General features: G+C 56.7%; 13 protein-coding genes and 1 tRNA gene. 13 read left to right on the top strand and 1 reads right to left on the bottom strand.

The genetic code is table 11. From position 1 onward, the window contains the following. Positions 1-4 precede the first annotated feature (4 nt). Together QN062_RS03745 and dapC are read left to right on the top strand one after the other, a co-directional pair. Positions 5-1,519, top strand: coding sequence for an amino acid permease (locus QN062_RS03745; protein WP_369342258.1), 1,515 nt, complete (start codon positions 5-7; stop codon positions 1,517-1,519). 175 nt (positions 1,520-1,694) lie between these two features. Beyond that, positions 1,695-2,918 carry a succinyldiaminopimelate transaminase gene (gene dapC / locus QN062_RS03740; protein WP_369342257.1) on the top strand — a complete coding sequence of 408 codons (1,224 nt, stop codon included), beginning with the start codon at positions 1,695-1,697 and terminating at the stop codon, positions 2,916-2,918. A gap of 333 nt (positions 2,919-3,251) precedes the next feature. Here the strand turns inward: dapC and dinB are convergent, their stop codons facing one another. Continuing rightward, positions 3,252-4,535: a DNA polymerase IV gene (dinB, locus tag QN062_RS03735; RefSeq protein WP_369342256.1), complete on the bottom strand. Its 1,284-nt coding sequence runs from the start codon at positions 4,533-4,535 to the stop codon at positions 3,252-3,254. Between the two features lie 161 nt (positions 4,536-4,696). On the opposite strand from dinB, the gene QN062_RS03730 reads away from it, so the two are divergent. From QN062_RS03730 to QN062_RS03680, 11 genes are all read left to right on the top strand, one after another. Next, positions 4,697-4,786, top strand: a tRNA-Ser gene (locus QN062_RS03730). Positions 4,787-4,926: 140 nt separating this feature from the next. Further along, the gene (locus tag QN062_RS03725; RefSeq protein ID WP_369342255.1) at positions 4,927-5,838 is read left to right on the top strand and encodes an acyltransferase domain-containing protein; all 912 of its coding nucleotides are present in this window, start codon (positions 4,927-4,929) and stop codon (positions 5,836-5,838) included. Positions 5,839-6,152: 314 nt separating this feature from the next. Next, on the top strand, positions 6,153-7,484 hold the full coding sequence (locus QN062_RS03720; RefSeq protein ID WP_369342254.1) for a CapA family protein: 1,332 nt from the start codon (positions 6,153-6,155) through the stop codon (positions 7,482-7,484). A gap of 212 nt (positions 7,485-7,696) precedes the next feature. Beyond that, positions 7,697-8,689 carry an NAD(P)-dependent oxidoreductase gene (locus QN062_RS03715; protein ID WP_369342253.1) on the top strand — a complete coding sequence of 331 codons (993 nt, stop codon included), beginning with the start codon at positions 7,697-7,699 and terminating at the stop codon, positions 8,687-8,689. Beyond that, a complete protein-coding gene (locus QN062_RS03710) occupies positions 8,689-9,357 on the top strand; it encodes a YigZ family protein (protein WP_369342252.1) in 669 nt (222 codons plus the stop codon). Before QN062_RS03715 ends, QN062_RS03710 begins: the two co-directional genes overlap by 1 nt. 145 nt (positions 9,358-9,502) lie before the next feature. Next, positions 9,503-10,225: an AbrB family transcriptional regulator gene (locus QN062_RS03705; protein WP_369342251.1), complete on the top strand. Its 723-nt coding sequence runs from the start codon at positions 9,503-9,505 to the stop codon at positions 10,223-10,225. Between the two features lie 96 nt (positions 10,226-10,321). After that, entirely contained in the window at positions 10,322-12,493 is a 2,172-nt protein-coding gene (gene malQ, locus QN062_RS03700) for a 4-alpha-glucanotransferase (RefSeq protein WP_369342250.1), read from the top strand. A 252-nt stretch (positions 12,494-12,745) separates the two neighbouring features. Beyond that, positions 12,746-13,195 (top strand): 50S ribosomal protein L13, encoded by a 450-nt coding sequence (rplM, locus tag QN062_RS03695; protein WP_369342249.1) that lies wholly within the window; start codon positions 12,746-12,748, stop codon positions 13,193-13,195. Between the two features lie 20 nt (positions 13,196-13,215). After that, complete coding sequence (gene rpsI / locus QN062_RS03690; RefSeq protein ID WP_369342248.1) at positions 13,216-13,707, top strand: 30S ribosomal protein S9; 492 nt, start codon at positions 13,216-13,218, stop codon at positions 13,705-13,707. Between the two features lie 513 nt (positions 13,708-14,220). Beyond that, complete coding sequence (adhE, locus tag QN062_RS03685) at positions 14,221-16,947, top strand: bifunctional acetaldehyde-CoA/alcohol dehydrogenase (protein ID WP_369342247.1); 2,727 nt, start codon at positions 14,221-14,223, stop codon at positions 16,945-16,947. A gap of 336 nt (positions 16,948-17,283) precedes the next feature. Continuing rightward, the gene (locus tag QN062_RS03680; protein ID WP_369342246.1) at positions 17,284-18,534 is read left to right on the top strand and encodes a biotin/lipoate A/B protein ligase family protein; all 1,251 of its coding nucleotides are present in this window, start codon (positions 17,284-17,286) and stop codon (positions 18,532-18,534) included. The last annotated feature ends 15 nt before the right edge of the window (positions 18,535-18,549 follow it).

Below are 18,549 nucleotides of genomic sequence, written 5' to 3'. Positions count from 1 at the left end.
GGGAATGCAACTATTCAGAACGAAGTCCGTCGAACAAACAGTCGCTGAAACAGGCGAGGAGCATCGCAAGCTGAAGCGAACGCTGAATGCTTGGGATCTTGCGGTCATGGGAGTCGCCGTGGCGGTCGGCGCGGGAATATTCTCCGTCGGCGCGCAGGCCGCCGCCTATCATGCAGGCCCCGCCGTGATCCTCAGCTTCATTCTTGCTGCGGTCGTCTGCGGCGCTGCAGTCATGTGCTATGCGGAATTTTCTTCGATGATTCCTGTCGCAGGTTCCGCATACACGTTCACCTACACCACAATCGGTGAGATCGTTGCCTGGGTGATCGGGTGGGACCTGATTCTTGAGATGCTGATGGCAGGTTCGGTCATCTCGAAGTACTGGGGCGTGTATCTCAACGACTTCATGCAATTGATGGGCTTGAACTTCAACACCAACGTCTATGTCGGCTGGTTCCGGCTCGACATCGCCCCGATCATCATCGTGACCTTCTTCACGATTCTGCTGGTTCTGGGAACCAAGCTTTCCGCCCGCGTCGACGGTGCCCTGACGATTCTGAAAATCGGCATAGTCGTATTCGTCATCGTCGTCGGATTCTTCTATGTCAAGGCGTCCAACTATTCGCCCTTCATACCATCCTCGCTTCCGGCCGGGGCTGTGAAGGGCGCAACCGTCACCGGAACGATGACCGAACCATTGTGGCAGTGGGTGACCGGCATGGCCCCATCAATCTATGGGGTGCCGGGCATCATCTCCGGCGCGGCCTTGGTCTTCTTCGCATTCATCGGATTCGACGTGGTCGCCACGACGTCGGAGGAGGCGAAGGATCCTCACAGAACAGTGCCTCGAGGAATCATTCTGGGGCTTTCCATCGTCACCGTGCTGTATATATTGGTCGCCATCGTGACGACTGGAATGGTGTCATACAAGGATTTGGCGAAGGCCGACGAACCCTCTCTGGCCACTGGTTTTGAGTTGGTTGGTGCGACTTGGGCCGCCAAGATAATTTCCTTCGGCATCGTCATCGGCCTTACCACGGTGGTGATGGTGCTTCTTCTTGGACTCACGCGCGTCGTATTCGCGATGAGCCGCGATGGATTGCTGCCTCGAGGGTTGTCGAAGACCGGACGTCACGGCACTCCTGCTTCCATTCAGATCATCGGTGGCGTCGTGGTCGCAGTGATCGCGTCTTGCTTCGACATCGGCATTCTCTCCGACATGGTCAACATCGGTACGCTTTCTGCCTTTACCCTGGTCGCGATATCGGTGCCCATCATGCGTCGCAAGCGTCCCGATGTGCCGCGCTCGTTCTCGGTGCCGGGCAGTCCCTGGATTCCGATTCTCGTCGCAATCGCCTGCTTCTGGCTGATGCTGAATCTTTCCGTGCTCACATGGATCCGATTCGTAGTCTGGCTCATCATTGGCTTCGTCATTTATTTCGGCTATTCCTACGGACATTCGCGCCTGGGAAGCGCGAGTCTTGAGGACGATGCGCGCGCCGGAACGCTATCGAAGTAATTCTTGGCACAGATCAGTCAGCGTATGAGTTCGGAGGGAATCGTTCGATTCCAGCTTCGCACCGACGGCTGCAGCTCTCGATGCCGTGCATGACCTTCGACGCGAAATGGCCTGGGCTAGACTGGATATAGGGTCAGACAGCCTATGTTTTCTACTATCTTGGAGTTGAGTGCTTGTGGGATTGCAAAATTTCGATTCACCGTATGATTGGTCGCGCGTCGCGAAGTTCCGTCAGCTTGCCCGCTGCCATGAGGGGGGATCTGTCGATCTTTCGGTGGGTTCGCCGGTGGATCCGGTCCCAGAATCCGTTCGCGCTGCCTTGGCGCAGGCCTGCGACGCTCCTGACGCCCACGGATATCCGCAGACGATAGGTTCGGGCGAGCTGAGAAATGCGATTCATGATTGGTTCCTGCGGCAGCGTGGCGTTGACCTGACCATGCTCCATGCCTCAGTCGTTCCTTCGGTGGGTTCGAAGGAGGCAGTCGCATTGATGGTCAGTCTGCTGCATCTTGGTCCGGATGACGTTGTCGTCCAGCCTCGCGTGGCCTATCCAACCTATGAGATTGGCACGCAGATGGCGGGTGCGACAGTGGTCAAGGTCGATGATGTGACCGATGTCTCATCATGGCAGAACCTTGATAACGTCAGGGCCGTGTGGGTAAATTCTCCGAGCAATCCGACGGGTGACATCATTGATTCGCGGCGTTTGGCTGCGATCGTCGCTGCGGCTCGTGCGATAGGCGCCATTGTCCTCTCTGACGAATGCTACGCATTCCTTGACTGGCGAGGTGCTCGTGACTACTCGCTGTCTGAGCATCGCACCGACACTGGCGAGCGTCCGTATGCGGACGTTCCCGAAGCCATCGATATGTCCGCAGTCTTCAACTCGGCTCCCTGCATGCTCAATCCTCAGGTCTGCGCGGGTTCCGCGCACGGGATCCTGAGCCTGTATTCATTGAGCAAGCAATCAAACATGGCCGGCTATAGGACCGCGTTCATCGCCGGTGACGACGACATCATCGAAGACATGATCCGCTATCGCAAGCAGATCGGACTGATCATTCCTGGCCCTGTGCAGCATGCCATGTCTGCCGCATTGCGTGACATCGAGGCGGTTCAGGAACAGAAGGCCAGATATCATGCACGTCTTGATACGTTGGTGCATGCTCTGCAGGAATATGGCTATGACGCCCATATGCCGCAGGGGGCTCTCTACGTATGGGTGCATGCGCTCGGGCACGACTGCTGGGAAGACATGAAGAGGCTTTCGACGCTTGGAATCGTTCCGAGCCCCGGAGAATTCTATGGGGCTCCGGAATATCTCAGATTCTCGATAACCGCCTCGGACGAGGCGATAGAAACCGCATCCGCGCGTCTGATCGCGGGGAAAGCGGCATAGTGCGTGACTTCACGATCATGCGGGAGGACATAGACATCGGCGCGGCTCTCAAAGCAGCAAGTCTGGACGTTTCCTCGATGCAGTCGACTGACCTGTAGCCATTGGTCGCTGCTTCCAAGTTGCGCTTTGCTTCCCAAATCGCTCTACTTCCGAGTTGTTCCCTGCTTACGGGCGAGAGAATGGCATGATGACATGCGGACGCATCTCTTGATATCCATGGTGTGATATCCATGGTGTGACGGGCATCGGGTGGCGGGCATCGGGTGATGACCATCGTGTGATGAGCATGCTGGAATTCCGCGTTTTCCGCAGAGTGGAATTCATGGCGGGACCTCACAGTCCGATATGAATGGCCCGTTTGCCATAGCGTTGGCGAATCGAGTCGACGGCTCGTTCCGTTTCGCCATGTTTCCTCTCACGGCTGGAGTCCTGCTCATCAAGAATGTCGTCTATAGTCGCCTGAATTGGTGTGCTGTGCGTTGTGGACAGATTGGAAGCGCTCACTCCGGCAAGGCGGATCGCTCTGGGGAGGGGGGTGTCTTCCCGAAGTTTGGAAGCGGACTGACCATGAGGATCGCCAATCCCCAGCATGTCTTGGAACAGCTCGCGGACGAGCGGATATATGGTTTGAGCGGTGTCGCACGGTCGCTCGACGGTCTGTGCCTTGGTTCGATAGCTCAAATCATCGAACCGCAGCTTCACCGTGATGGTGCGGGCGAGGAGGTGGTGCGATCGCAGATTGGATGCCACCTCGTCGGAGCAGCTGCGCAGCAGTGCAAGCACCGGATGCGCGAGTCTCGCATCGTTGGCGAAGGTGCGTTCGGATCCGATCGATTTCTCTGGTGCGTGCATCACGATGACGCGCTCATCGTTTCCATGCGAAACCAGATGCAGGGTATGCGCCATTCCGGGTGATGAGACCATGCCTGCCAGTTGCGTCTCGTCGAGTCGGGACAAGGCCTCCACGCTGCTGATTCCCCAGGAATTGAGCTTTTTCTCAAGCGATGGACCTATGCCGGGAATTGCGCGCAGTGGCATCATTTGCACGAACTCAGCCTGTCGGCTTTGCGGAATGAGAAGGATTCCATCAGGCTTGGCGTTCGTGGAGGCCATTTTCGCGACCAGTTTATTGGATGCGATGCCAACGGAACAGGTGAGTGAGAACAGTTGACGTACCCGAGTCCGAATCCAATGCGCTATGGCGGAGGGACTTTTCCAACGGAGCAGTGCAGGCCCGACGTCCATGTACCCTTCATCGACCGAGACGCGTTCGACGCGATCGGTTACCTTGCTGAAGACCTCGTCGAATATCCTTTGCGATATATGCCTGTAGTAGGGCATGTCGACTGGAAGGAACACGCCTTGCGGGCATAGTCTCCGTGCTCGTGACACTGGCATTGCGGAATTCACGCCAAATGGCCTTGCCTCGTAGCTCGCAGCGCTCACCACTGAGCGGATGCCGGTGCCGATAATCACCGGCCTGCCGCGAAGCTCCGGGTGCCTCGCCACTTCACATGATGCATAGAACGCATCCATGTCAATGTGAAGAATGGTGCAGCCGGATTCATCGTGACCCCAGTCCCGCTTTGCGGCCGCGAGTCTCGGTGATGTGCTCATGCTGCCATCCTATCGTGTGATGGGTCATGAGAGGCCTTGCTCCGTCAAACGCTGAACTTAGGCCACACCTCGCGGAGTGTCTGTTGTGCCGTTTCCTGAAGGCATGGTACGATATTATGCTGTTGCGTCTTATGGCTTCGATCGGATACCATCGGCGTGATGGAGACGTGCCTGAGTGGCCGAAAGGGGCACCCTGCTAAGGTGTTGATTGCGCAAGCGATCCAAGAGTTCGAATCTCTTCGTCTCCGCCATATGTTCCCTCCGCCCGACGATTCGGTGTGTCTGCGCGTGGGAGGTCTGCTCCTCCAATGCGGAGGTCAAAGTGTGTGCCCTCAGAGGGTGTGCCCTCTGATTCCATAATGACATCGCATCGCTGAAGGACGGTGATTGCATGAATCGCGCTGGGGATTCTGCAGAAAACCACATCCTGACCCAATCGTTGACGGCTGTCGAGCTTGCCCGCATGCTCGACATGCCTCGGGAGGTGTTGAACGCACTTGACGCGATTGGTCAGGCGGAAGGCGCTGATTGGTCCAATGACGCTGACATGCAAGGGATATTGCGATCTCTGACCGAGCATGCGCATCGGCGTGAGGCTTGGAAGCGGCTGCAATCCGTAATTCGTGCAGGAGCGCAGGCGAATGCGGATCCCGATGGTTTCGTCATGCTGCATTGCATGCTGGAAGCGGCTGGAAAATACTCCCTGCCCAAGTATCGTCAGCTGCACATTCCCGATGCGATATTTCTCGACACGATGCGGGCGTTCACCCGATTCGTGGAAGAAAGCATCCCTCGCCATCACCATTACTGTTTCGACAGGGATTTCTGGACATTCCGACAGCTGAGTCTGACGCTGTTTCGGGTTGGAAGCCTCGAATACGAGTTCGCGCAGGACCCTGAAGACATTGAGATCGGTGTGCAGGGTCCCACGATCAACGTGCATATTCCCTCCGATGCCCGTCTGCAGCCGAAAAACGTCGAAGAGTCCATACGGCTATGGGATCGGTTCTCCGCCGAATGCTTCCCTCGGTGGAGCTCGCTTCCGAAGTACTGTACGAGCTGGATGCTCAGTCCTGCGCTCGAGCGGCTTTTGCCGGAATCCAGTAACATCCTCGCCTTTCAGCGACGCTTTGAACTCATCGAGTTCGATGAGGATTCTCAGGATTGGCGCGAGTGGGTCTTCAATGAAGATCCCTCTCCCGTCGAGCAGCTTCCTGAGCGGACCTCCCTGCAGCGCTCGATGAAGCGTTTCATCCTCGGGGGTGGAAAGGTCGGCGTTGCAAGCGGCAGGCTCCTGGGATGATGCAAACCATGGTCCGACCCGCATAGGGGTCGGACCATGGAGCGAAATTAGCGGGCGCGAAAGGTACGCCATTGTCCTTCCGTTCCCTGAGGCAAATCTACCCCATTGCTCTTCATGAATTCATCGGTTTTCGCAATTCAGTCAGAATCCGTGGATAACTTTCTCGCTCATGCCGGTCAGGGCGAACGAGGGCGCTCGCTGCGGCACATTGGTGTGAATCGACACCGCAGCCTTGGAAATATGCAAGAATGTCTGGTATATAGCTGAAAGAGAGCTGTGAATCAACCTGACGAACAGACGGGCGGTCATCCACCATGCGTAACGGCTCCAAGCCGCAACATCTCAAGGCAGAGCAGCGTGGCAGCAGATCTCGTCGCATGATTGCGATGCTGATGGGACTCCTGCTGGCCACCATTGTAGTGTCCATTATATGGATTGTTTCATTCCACATTTTGGAGAGAGACACTGGCGTCATTGACATGGGCAGCGAAGGCAAGCATGGGGCAGTGTCGAAGTCCATGGAAGCTCCGGCTCCTGCAGTCACGCATCCGGGCAATGCGCCTGGCTGCAGCGACCAGGACTGCATCTCGGTCCTCGTCAATGGCGATCTGCTGTTTCATCCGACCCTGTGGCAGCATTTCCAAGGCCCGGATACGACGTCCAGCGACGGTTCGGCGTTCGACTTCACATCATTGTTCTCTCCGATGGCCGACTACATTCGATCATCAGACATTGCCGTCTGCGAATTTGAAACACCGATCGCCAAAAGAGGCGGTCCCTATGCCGGCTACCCCGTCTTTGCGATACCTTCAGAGGTCGTTGATGCGGTCTCGAAAGTCGGCTATAAGGCGTGCACGCATGCGACGAACCACTCATGGGACCAAGGGGCGGAAGGCATCGCGCGTCTCAGCAATGAGCTGGCGGCCCATGGAATAGCCCAGACAGGTTCATATGTCAGACAGTCCGATTCCGAACGGCCGCTGGTCATCGATTCACCCACTGGCGGGGGCAAGCTCGGCCTGGTGACTGGCACCGTTTCCCTCAATGCGATGGTTCCTGATTATGACTGGAGAGTCGACCGGCTCCGCGACTTTGGAGACCCACAGCATCAGGCAGACATCGACAGGGCCGTCGCCAAGGCTGACGAGGCTCGCAGACAGGGAGCCGATATCGTGGCTCTCGCGATGCATTCGGTTCAGGAGTATCTGGACTATGCGGATTCATGGCAGAAGGCGGAGGCCCACGCGCTCGCAGAAACCGGCAAATTCGATGTGATCTATGGGGCGGGCTGTCATTGCGCTCAGCCCATCGAGAACTACCACGGCACGTGGATCATCTATGGATTGGGCAATGCCATCGCCGTCAGCGCCTCCGCGGATCGCATCGTCAACAATCAGGGAGTGACCGCCCGAATACAGTTCGCAGGGAAGAAGGGCATTCCCGGTTCATGGGGTGTCAGTCGCATCGATTGGGTCGCCACATCGAACATGAAGGGCGGCCAATACCAATGGTGTCCAATCACCCAAGGCAACACCTGCACGGATCCGTCGAATGATGCCCGGATTCGTCAGCGCATATCCGATGTCATCTATGCCATGGGTGCAGACAGGAATGTCGTCAGGGAGTGGAATCTGTCAGGCGAGTGATCGGAGTCATCATGGCCCCCATGGCCCCATGGGGCGCGGACTCACGGATCGATATGTCGTCTCGCACAATCGGCCAGCCTTTCGGAAGCGTCATGCAGTCCGCGAGACATGCGAAAGTCCGACGTCCGTTTTCGCAAGACCATTTTTCTCTCAAAGCGTGAGCCGCTGTGATCGACCCCAGCCTGTAATGCTCCGGTCCTAGGCTTTACCGTATGAGTGTTATCGAAACTACGCCTTCACGAGAAGGTCTGCCGCTGCTCGTCATTCCCAACTGCGTTCCGGTCATGGTAAAGGCCTTCAGAGAGTTTCTTCCCGAATTTGATGGGATTTGCAGAGTCCGTCTCTTCACGGACACCATGCTCGACGAAGAGGTTCTTGCACGAAGGATGAAGGGTGCGGACGCGGTGATCGTCGTGGGCTTCCACGTTGGCGATGATCTGCTGAGAACCATGAGTCAAACCGTCAGATGCATTGCATTTGGGGGCACTGGCGTTGACAATTACGTCAACCTTGAACAGGCGAAGGAATATGGGATACGCATTTGCAACATCGTCCATTACGGTGATGCGGCAGTCGCCGAACATGCGATCGCATTGCTCATGGAAATCACTCGTCGGGTCGGTGAGATGAATGCCGACATGCATGAGGGCGTGTGGCATCCACTCGATGGCATGGAGCTCTATGGGAAAACGATGGGAATCGTCGGATTTGGAGGCATAGGGCAATGGGTCGCTCGAATCGCACGTGGATTCGGCATGAACATCAAGGTTTGGTCACGGCACCCTCACGAAGAGGCAATGCGAGAGCTGCAAGCCGCCTCGGCAGAAAGCATCCATGATCTGTTCGCGTCTTCGGATGTGGTGAGCCTGCATCTTGCATACAACAGGAACACACGGGGGATAGTCACTGCAGATGATCTTGACGCATTGCGCGCGGGCAGCATCCTCATCAATACCGCACGCGCGGAGCTTATCGAAGCCGGTTCGCTTGCCAAGCGCCTCGAAAAGGGTGACATCTATGCCGGACTTGACGTGTTCGACAGGGAACCGATGCCCGAGGTGGATCCGCTCCGTGTGGTTCCCGGCACCATACTCACGCCTCATGCCGCATGGTGCACGGATACGGCCGTCAGGAACGCGGTGCGCCAGTGCATCGATTCGGTCCGTGGCTTCTATACGGGAGAAGCAACTAATGTTGTGGTGTGATGCATGATTCACTCACGGTTCTGAACACTCCTGACGCAAGCGCCCAGGGTCTCTTCGAGGAAAGACGCTCACGCTTCATTGCTAATGCATGCCATGTCGGTGGCCTCGGCGACGCGGCAGACTTCGTCGATCGGATGAGGTCGCTTCATCCCAAGGCCCGTCATGTCGCCTTCGCCGCGCTGTGCTTCGATGCACATGGCGTTCCTGCCGAACGCATGAGCGATGATGGCGAGCCTGCCGGCACTGCGGGGAAGCCGATTCTAGAACTTCTGCGTAACCGTTGCGTGGGGGACTGCGTGATTTCCGTCACGCGTTACTTTGGCGGCATCCTGCTCGGTGCAGGTGGTCTGACCCGTGCATATGCCAATGCGGCTTCGGCAGCCTTGGACTGTGCCGATTATGGGAAAACCGTGCCCTTCGAGCGTTTCAGGATCGATATTTCCTATCCCCAGCTCGATGCCTGCAGGCATGCGATTGCCTTGAGTGCGGGCAAGGTCGTGGAGGCGCAATACACGCAGGCCGTCGTCCTTGTGGCGGATGTTCCTGCCGTGAATGCCTCGACCTTCCGCAGGCGCATCATCGACCAGCTCAAAGGTGATATGAGGATATCCGAGATGGGAATCCAGCGAAGCGTCGTGGCCGTTGCGAAGGACTTCCAGCGGGGCTAGGCATCTCCGTGCGTTCCACGAGTCGCTGCAGCCTGCGTGCCGCGCCTGTGATCCGCAGCCCATCGGCCGACGTGGGATGCAGGACCATAGGCCGAAATCATGCTGTCTCATTAAGCTGGTTGACATGACGGAGGAAGAACCAAGTATGAATGCATCTGACACGGTCGATGAGGCGGACGCCGAATCCAGTTGCGATGGAACGGATCCGCAGGCCGTTCTTTCGACCGCTGAACAATCCGACGTCGAGGCGCAGGAGACGCTGAATGTCTCGTATGAACGTCTCCGACACTCAACGGACAGCACAGAGCTGAGTGACATGGCCCATGCCCCTCTTCCGGACAGTTCTGACCAGGCGGCGTTCTCACGTTCGACGGCATTGCTGGAAGCCGTGGCAGGCAATCCGAACACTCCGGTCGAGGACAGGGTGTTTCTGGCAGAGAGGATGCCGTTCCCCAATGTCTTGGTGAAGCTATCGACCGATTCGGAGGCTGACGTGCGCGCCGCAGTCGCAGGCAACGCCTCGGACAAGAACTGGCTGGTTGGAAGACTGGCCAAGGATGCGGACGCGAGGGTCCGTTCCGCCGCGCTGCAGAATCCTCAGGCCTCGTGGCGCATTCGTCTCGAGGGTGCTCAGACCCAGGATCTTGATGCACAGACGCTCGCGTATCTGGCAACCTTGGGAACCGAGAATGAAGGTGACGCTCCCGTCATACTTGCAACGATGGTGCGGCAGGCGGTCGCCCAGAATTCTGGAACGGACGAGCGCACCCTGCGGACTCTCTCGGAAGACTCACAGGCCGAGGTGGCCGGTGCGGCCAGACACTCGCTGCAAGGCCTGTCCAAGGATGCGGAGAAGCCGGAAGAATGAGTCGAAAGCCATCGCGATGCAGAGAACTTCATGGATTTGCGCACATTTCATGATGTTTGTAGATGACTGTAAGAATATCGTTTTAGACTTGTTGGCATGGTGCACAAAACAGAGAGCGACTTTCGGCAGTCTCGCCCCTTGATCCGGCTTGCCAAGAGTCTGGGCATTTCCAGTTCCTATGTCGGTCAATCCCATGACTATCATGAAATATCCGATGAGGTTCTGATATCGGTCATTGGCTCTATGGGCTATGATGCCTCAAGCGACGAGAAAATCCGGGAGTCCTCGCGTCGGATTCGTGCGCAGGAGTATTCACGACTGATCCCGCATACGGTCCTGCACGTTCAGGGCGCCGAAAGTACCGTTCAGGTGAACACCACGATGCTCGAATCGCCGACCGGGACCATAACCTTGGAAGATGGACGGACTTTTGGGGGCCGACTGCGTGTCGAGGCTGGAGATGGGTCTGCCGCCGTCCCATTTCAGAACACCTTCATAACCAAGACATCCCTCGTGCTGCCAGTCGACATCCCTGTGGGATATCACAGGCTTACGGTCAAGGCAGGCAAGAGCAGCAGCGAGGCGACGCTCATATGCGCGCCGAAGAGGATTCCCCTCGACAGGGACCTTGAACTCACGCGACCCTGGGGGTGGATGGCCCAGCTCTATTCCATCAGATCCGGTGAGTCATGGGGCATAGGGGACTTCGCGGATCTCTCGCGGCTTCTCGTGGATGCCAAGCGCAAGACCGGGGCTGACTTCATGATGATCAATCCGCTTCATGCCTCGGAGCCAGTGACACCGCTCACGCCTTCCCCCTATCTGCCTTCGTCGCGCAACTTCCTGAACTTCACCTACATTCATCCCGAAACGATCGAGGAGTATTCCCTGCTTGGCCAGGAATCGGTCGATAAGATCTCGAAGCTCCATGACTCCGTCAAGGAACTCAACGCCAACTCGGAGCTGCTTGACCGCGATGCCATGTGGCATGCCAAGATGCCCGCGTTGTGGACCGTGTTCAAGGCTGGGCGCACGTTCGAACGTCAGCAGCAGTTCGACGCTTTCAGAACGCGTCGGGGTGCGGAACTGACCGCGTACGCAACATGGTGCCTCGCATACGATAAGTGGGGCGAGCCCACCCATGACAATTCCTCATGGATACATGCCTTTGACATTGATTCGCCAGAGGTGCACAAGCTCTGCTCGCAGTATCCAGACACACTGAGCTTTTATGAGTGGCTTGAATGGATTGCCGATGAGCAATTCGAAGCTGCTCAGCGCAATGCGAAGGCCGCCGGGATGCGCATCGGCATCATGGCCGATCTGGCAGTCGGAGTCCATTCCCTCGGATCGGATGTGTGGGGCAATCCCGAGCGCTATGCACGAGGGGCAACCGTGGGCGCACCCCCGGATTATTTCAACCAGCAGGGTCAGAACTGGAGCCAGCCACCTTTCGAGCCCCATAACCTTGCTGAAACTGGATATAAGGTCTATCGAGAGATGATCCATAGCATGTTCGCGCATGCCGGTGCACTGAGAATCGACCATATTCTCGGACTCTTCAGGCTGTGGTGGATACCTTCCGGAAGAGGGTCCCAGGATGGCGCATATGTGAACTATGACCCAGCAGTCATGCTTGGCATTCTCGCCATTGAGGCCCAGCGGGCGAATGGCGTCGTCGTGGGGGAGGATCTTGGCATCGTCCCTGACTATGTGAGGGAATCCTTGAAATCACACGGGATACTGGGTTGCGTAGTGGAGTGGTTTGAGCAGCGCGACGGCACATTCGTCGAGCCAAAGGACTGGACTGCATCGGCTGTCGCCTCCCTCAACACGCACGACATGCCGCCGGCGGCGGGATATCTGCGCTTCGAGCATGTGCGGCTCCGCGATTCGCTGCATCTGCTTACCGAGCCACTCGATCAGGTCATGGCTGCCGCAAGGATCGAACAGCGTTCACTGATGAATGTTCTCGTTGAGGGTGGTTGGATCAAGCGTGAATGGCTCACGGACATCCGCGGGCATGAGCAGGACATCGTGGAAGGTCAATACAAGGCACTCTGCGCATCGCCATGCAAGCTGCTGGCGGTATCCATCGCAGACGGCGTCGGCGAGGGCAGGACGCAGAACCAGCCCGGCACGAACAACGAGTATCCCAACTGGCGCATTCCCCTTGCCGATTCCAACGGCGATGTCGTTCCGGTCGAGGAGCTTTTCATTCATCAGCGTCTGCAATCCCTTACCCATGTCATGCATCGACACTGCTGAACCTTTGCGTGATGGCTTCGGGCCGTTCGTGGCTTCGTGCCTGGTTCTCGCCCAGGTCTGAGAATCTGCAGTTTGACGTTGTCTTGCATAGCGGTATACTAGAGGATTGTTGTGTTTCCCTACGGGGTCCTCGAAGCGCTGTTCCCACTCGCCGTATAGGACTTTCAGGGAGCCCACGGATAAAGAGGTTGATTTGTATGCATTTTCGCATGCGGATGAGCCCGGAACACAATGCAAGGAAAAGGTTGAACTGTGAAGACTTTCACGCCTAAACCAGCTGATTTGACTCATGACTGGTATATCGTCGATGCAGCCGACGTGGTACTTGGCCGTCTGGCCACCCAGGTCGCGACTTTGCTGCGCGGCAAGAACAAGCCCACTTTTGCGCCGCACGCGGATTCAGGCAATCACGTCATCGTGATTAACGCCGCCAAGGTTGCAATCACGGGCAACAAGCTGTCCAAGGAACTCTACATGCACTCTGGCCGCCCAGGCGGACTTCGTGCAGATACGTATGCGGAGCTGCTTGAGAAGAACCCGGATCGCATCATTCGCGAAGCGGTCAAGGGAATGCTTCCCAAGAACAAGCTTTCAAAGACCCAGATGGATCGTCTGCGTATCTTCGCTGGTGCAGAGCATCCCCACACCCCTCAGAAACCACAAACCTTCGAGATCTCACAGGTCTCGCAACAGGCCAAGTAGGACCAAAGGAGATTATCAACATGGCTGAAAATACCAATGATTCCGCGGTCCAGGAGACTGAGGAAGAACTCACTTCATACACGTCCGAGACCAATGCCGGTGCAGGCACCGGCGCTTCGACGATCGCTCCGGGATACGGTACCGGTCGTCGCAAGGAAGCCGTGGCACGCGTCCGTCTTGTTCCGGGAACCGGTTCATGGACGGTCAATGGCCGCAAGCTTGAGGAATACTTCCCAAGCCGTCTGCAGCAGCGTGAGGTGAATTCCCCGATCGTTCTGCTCAAGCTCGAAGGTAAGTTCGATGTCCAGGTTCTCGTCGATGGTGGCGGCACGACCGGCCAGGCCGGAGCAATCCGTCTCGGCGTTGCCCGCGCCCTCAACGCGATCGACACCGATGTGAACCGTGCAGCCTTGAAGAAGGCTGGCTTCCTCACCCGTGATGCCCGTGCTGTCGAGCGCAAGAAGGCAGGTCTGCACAAGGCCCGTCGCGCACCTCAGTTCTCAAAGCGTTAGTCCTTTCGAGATATTTCGCTTCATCTATCCCCAAGCCGCAGCGGCTTGGGGATTTTTTATTTCCCCTGGCCCGTGAGCCTCGTTCGGTTCCGACTCACAGACCGCTGCCTTACCGCTGCCTTACCGCTGCCTTACCGTGGCCTGCGCTGCGGCAAGGCAGCGGTCGATGAACCGAATGTCTATGAAAGCGCTTGCATTTACAGCTGGAATCTGAACATATAATCAATCAAAACGTAACAAAAACTTACCAAAAAGATTTGTGCAAACGTACACAACACGCTCAGTTTCTTATATTCGCGTTCAGAATTGCCAGTGGCTCAGAGCTAGGCTAGATTGTGATGCAGGTCACATTTTGGTGACGATCGGGTATTGATTTGAAGAATTGATTTGAAGAAGAATCAGACCAATCCGATATGCGAATAACTGCATGTACATATAAACGCTTGACGAATATAGATGATTCGCAACACATCCATGGGAGGAACTGTGGGAGCTGTGAAAAAGAATGCGGAAATGGAACGGACTTCAGAAGAGAAGTCCTCGACGGTCGTGGCAGAGGCAGCGCAGTCCGTGCGGCAGGAGCCGCAGGAGAGCACGGCAGCGGCGGAGGTCGATGCGCTGGTTCGGCGAGGGTTGGTGGCGCTCAAGGAATTCGAGGATCTTGATCAGATCAAGGTCAACAGAATCGTGGCAAAGGCTTCGATCGCCGCACTCAACAAGCATCTTGTCCTTGCCAAGATGGCAGTCGATGAGACCGGGCGTGGCCTGGTTGAGGACAAGGCCACCAAGAACATCTTCGCATGCGAGCATGTAACCAACTATTTGGCGAAGCAACGCACCGTCGGCGTCATCAACGATGACGAGATCGGCGGGATCGTAGAGATTGCCGAGCCTGTTGGCGTCGTGGCCGGTGTGACGCCTGTCACCAACCCAACCTCGACGACGATCTTCAAATCGCTTATCGCGCTGAAGACGCGCTGCCCGATTGTCTTCGGATTCCACCCATTCGCTCAGAAATGTTCTGTCGAAGCTGCCAGAATCGTTCGCGACGCGGCCATCGAGGCCGGTGCTCCTGCCAACTGCATCCAGTGGATCGAGCACCCATCGATCGAAGCCACAGGCGAACTGATGAAGCATCCCGGCATCGCCACCATTCTTGCGACCGGTGGTCCCGGAATGGTGAAGGCCGCCTATTCTTCCGGGAAGCCTGCACTGGGCGTGGGCGCAGGAAATGCACCTGCGTACGTCGATGCGGACGTCGATGTCGAGCGCGCCGCGAATGACCTGATTCTTTCGAAGCACTTCGACTATGGCATGATCTGTGCGACTGAGCAGGCGATCATCGCGCATAGGGACGTCTATGACCGTCTCGTGACAGAGCTGAAGCGCCGCAAGGCGTATTTCGTGAATGCGGATGAGAAGGCGAAGCTTGAGCGATACATGTTCGGCGTCACCGCCTATGCGGGCGAAGGCGCTCCGAAGCCGAAGCTCAACAGCGTGGTTCCGGGAAAGTCTCCGCAATTCATCGCGAAGGCCGCCGGGTTCACCATACCCCAGGACGCGACCATCATTGCTGCGGAATGCCGTGAGGTCGGTGCGATGGAGCCTCTGACTATGGAGAAGCTTGGTCCTGTCCAGGCTGTGCTTAGGTTCGATGACAAGGAGCAGGGGTTCAGGATGTGCGAGGAGATGCTCAAGCATGGTGCTGGCCATACCGCTGCCATTCACACGAACGATGAATCGCTTGTTCGCGAATATGGGGCGCGCATGCATGCATGCCGCATCATCTGGAACCAGCCAAGCTCTCTCGGCGGCATCGGTGACATCTACAACGCGATTGCGCCGTCACTTACCCTTGGATGCGGGTCATATGGTGGGAATTCCGTATCAGGCAACGTCCAGGCGGTGAATCTCATCAATGTCAAGCGAATAGCCCGAAGGAACAACAACATGCAGTGGTTCAAGATCCCTTCACGAACGTACTTCGAGCCCAATGCCATTCAGTATCTTCGCGATATGTTCGGCATCAAAAAGGCGGTCATCGTCTGCGACAAGGTGATGCAGCAGCTTGGCATCGTCGACAAGGTCATAGATCAGCTTCGGGCGCGTCAGGAGCTCGTCACATTCCGCATAATCGATTACGTCGAGCCGGAACCAAGCGTCGAGACCGTGGAGCGCGGCGCGAAGATGATGCGTGAGGAATTCGAACCTGATACGATCATCGCTGTCGGCGGCGGAAGCCCGATGGACGCCGCGAAGATCATGTGGCTCCTCTACGAACACCCGGAGATTTCGTTCTCTGACGTGCGTGAGAAGTTCTTCGACATCCGCAAGCGTGCCTTCAAGATTCCACCACTCGGGAAGAAGGCTCGTCTTGTCTGCATCCCAACCTCTTCGGGAACCGGATCGGAAGTCACTCCGTTTGCGGTCATCACCGATCACAAGACCGGCTATAAGTATCCAATCACTGACTATGCACTCACACCGACCGTCGCAATCGTGGATCCGGTGCTTGCCAGGACCCAGCCTCGGCGCCTGGCCTGCGATGCGGGATTCGATGCGCTGACACACAGCATCGAATCGTATGTGTCCGTCTATGCCAATGATTTCACGGATGGCATGTCTCTTCATGCGGCAAAGCTTGTGTGGGACAATCTCGCTGCGTCGGTGAATGAAGAGGATCCGGAGGCGAAGAAGCTCGCTCAGGAGAAGATGCATAACGCCGCCACCATGGCTGGCATGGCATTTGGGTCAGCATTCCTGGGAATGTGCCATGCGATGGCGCACACGATCGGTGCGCTGTGCCATATCGCGCACGGACGCACCAACTCGATTCTTCTGCCATATGTCGTTCGATACAACGCAGCGGTCCCTGATGAACCCACGAGCTGGCCAAAGTACAGCAAGTACATAGCTCCGCAGCGCTATCAGGACATCGCCAAGAATCTTGGACTTGCGGCAGATACTCCTGAGCAGGGAGTCGAGAGTCTGGCAAGTGCGCTCGAGGATTATCGCGACAGGAAGCTGGGCATGGACGCGTCATTCCAGGCCGCCGGAGTCGATGAGGACTACTTCTGGAGCGTGCTCGACCATATCGGCATGCGCGCCTACGAGGACCAGTGTGCACCTGCGAATCCTCGCATCCCTCAGATCGAGGACATGAAGGACATCGCGATTGCGGCATATTACGGCATCTCGCAGCAGGAGGCCCACGAAAGGCGTCAGTCCAAGGAGTCCTGAGCCATTGCATGAAGATCGGGGGTCATGGGTCGAATCGGCTCATGACCCCCGACATGTCGCTGAGGACATTGAGATTCGACATTTCCTGCAGTTGCAGAGACGTCTTGCAGCTTCAGAGGTATCTTGCAGTCGCAGAGGTGCCCTGTAGCTGCGAAGCATCCTGCAGTCGTAAGGCGCAAGTGACGTCTTCATTGGATTCCCGTCTTCACGGCAACGGCCTGTCAGACTTGTGCCATGTCATTGCGGCAGGACCCGCGACTGCATCGATCGAAGGCTCGTTTTCTCACCGAATCAGCGGAGACGGTATAGTTGTGGCGGAAAGTGAAGGGCGCAAACATGTCTACGACTCGTGGTGAATGCAAGCTGCATGGTGGGAAGCTGGTTGGAGTCACTCTGACTGTCGATGATGGTCGGATTGTGGACAGTCGGCTTGACGGAGATTTCTTCATCTCCACGAACAGCGACGATATCTCGCTCGTCAGGGCGATCGAACACAGCGTCAATGGGGCGGAGCTTCCCATTGACGTCCATTCGCTTGCCAATAGAATCGACATGGCTCTGAAGTCACATCCGGAGGCGCAGCTGATCGGTGCGACTTCGGCATCGATTGCAACAGCGATAGAACGCGGATCCAGGCAGGTCAAAGAGAACGCCATGCCGTATCAAGCCGGTCAGACCCCCATTCCTTCCATTCCTGCAGGGCATCCGGAGCAGAGCCTTCAGATTCATGCCAATCACCTGCCATCCAGTTCGGATGGCCGGTCGAACGCGGACCATGTTGCGGAGATGCGGCTTTCCGAACGTTGGAGTTCCCTGCACCCTCTTGTCATCCATGACAGTCCGAGAGATCCGGCAATGCAGATGGCTCTCGATGAGGTGCTCTCCGAGAAGGTGGCCGATGGCACCATTCCCGCAACGTTTCGCATATGGGAATGGAAGTCATCGGCTGTGATTATCGGGCGATTCCAATCCTTGAGCAACGAGGTCGATCTCGAACAGGCCAGAAGAGAGAACATATCGGTCGTCCGCAGGGTGACGGGTGGCGGTGCGATGTTCGTTGAGCCCAGCAACACGATCACCTATTCGCTCTATGCGCCTCTGAGCTTCGTAGAGGGCATGGATGTCGCTCAATCCTATCGACTCTGCGATGAATGGCTTGTCGCTGCCTTGAGAGAACTGGGAATGAAGGTAAGCTTCTCTTCGATGAATGATTTGGCATCCGAACAGGGGAAGATCGGGGGCGCGGCCCAGCGCCGTTTCGCGCGTAGGGACGGAGGTCCTGGAGCTGTGCTTCATCATGTCACGCTTGCTTACGACATTGATGCGGAAAAAATGGCACGCGTCTTGCGCATCTCCAAGGAAAAGATGTCAGACAAGGCAGTCAGATCAGTGGTGAAACGGGTGGATCCAATGCGTTCGCAAACTGGAATGGCCCGAAGTGACATCATCTCCCATCTTCAGGACTTCTTGCTGAGAAACGTCAGTCAGGCAGTCGTCTCGACGATTTCCCCTGCGTGTCTGAACGAGTCCAGTGAGCTTGCAAAACAGCGCTATTCTAAGGATGCGTGGCTATCATGCATCGTCTGAATGCTGGGTTACAAT

Source organism: Bifidobacterium sp. WK012_4_13, from assembly GCF_041080835.1.
Classification (GTDB): domain Bacteria; phylum Actinomycetota; class Actinomycetes; order Actinomycetales; family Bifidobacteriaceae; genus Bombiscardovia; species Bombiscardovia fermentum.
The sequence above is the reverse complement of the archived record's forward strand: the minus strand, read 5'-3'. Positions and strand labels throughout refer to the sequence as shown.

Excerpts from the sequence above, each read along its gene's own strand:
- QN062_RS03710 (WP_369342252.1), top strand. The coding sequence starts at position 8,689 with ATGCATGATTCACTCACGGTTCTGAACACTCCTGACGCAAGCGCCCAG.
- QN062_RS03745 (WP_369342258.1), top strand. The coding sequence starts at position 5 with ATGCAACTATTCAGAACGAAGTCCGTCGAACAAACAGTCGCTGAAACA.
- adhE (WP_369342247.1), top strand. The coding sequence starts at position 14,221 with ATGGAACGGACTTCAGAAGAGAAGTCCTCGACGGTCGTGGCAGAGGCA.
- QN062_RS03725 (WP_369342255.1), top strand. The coding sequence starts at position 4,927 with ATGAATCGCGCTGGGGATTCTGCAGAAAACCACATCCTGACCCAATCG.
- malQ (WP_369342250.1), top strand. The coding sequence starts at position 10,322 with ATGGTGCACAAAACAGAGAGCGACTTTCGGCAGTCTCGCCCCTTGATC.
- QN062_RS03715 (WP_369342253.1), top strand. The coding sequence starts at position 7,697 with ATGAGTGTTATCGAAACTACGCCTTCACGAGAAGGTCTGCCGCTGCTC.
- QN062_RS03720 (WP_369342254.1), top strand. The coding sequence starts at position 6,153 with ATGCGTAACGGCTCCAAGCCGCAACATCTCAAGGCAGAGCAGCGTGGC.
- rpsI (WP_369342248.1), top strand. The coding sequence starts at position 13,216 with ATGGCTGAAAATACCAATGATTCCGCGGTCCAGGAGACTGAGGAAGAA.
- dinB (WP_369342256.1), bottom strand. The coding sequence starts at position 4,535 with ATGAGCACATCACCGAGACTCGCGGCCGCAAAGCGGGACTGGGGTCAC.
- QN062_RS03705 (WP_369342251.1), top strand. The coding sequence starts at position 9,503 with ATGAATGCATCTGACACGGTCGATGAGGCGGACGCCGAATCCAGTTGC.
- QN062_RS03680 (WP_369342246.1), top strand. The coding sequence starts at position 17,284 with ATGTCTACGACTCGTGGTGAATGCAAGCTGCATGGTGGGAAGCTGGTT.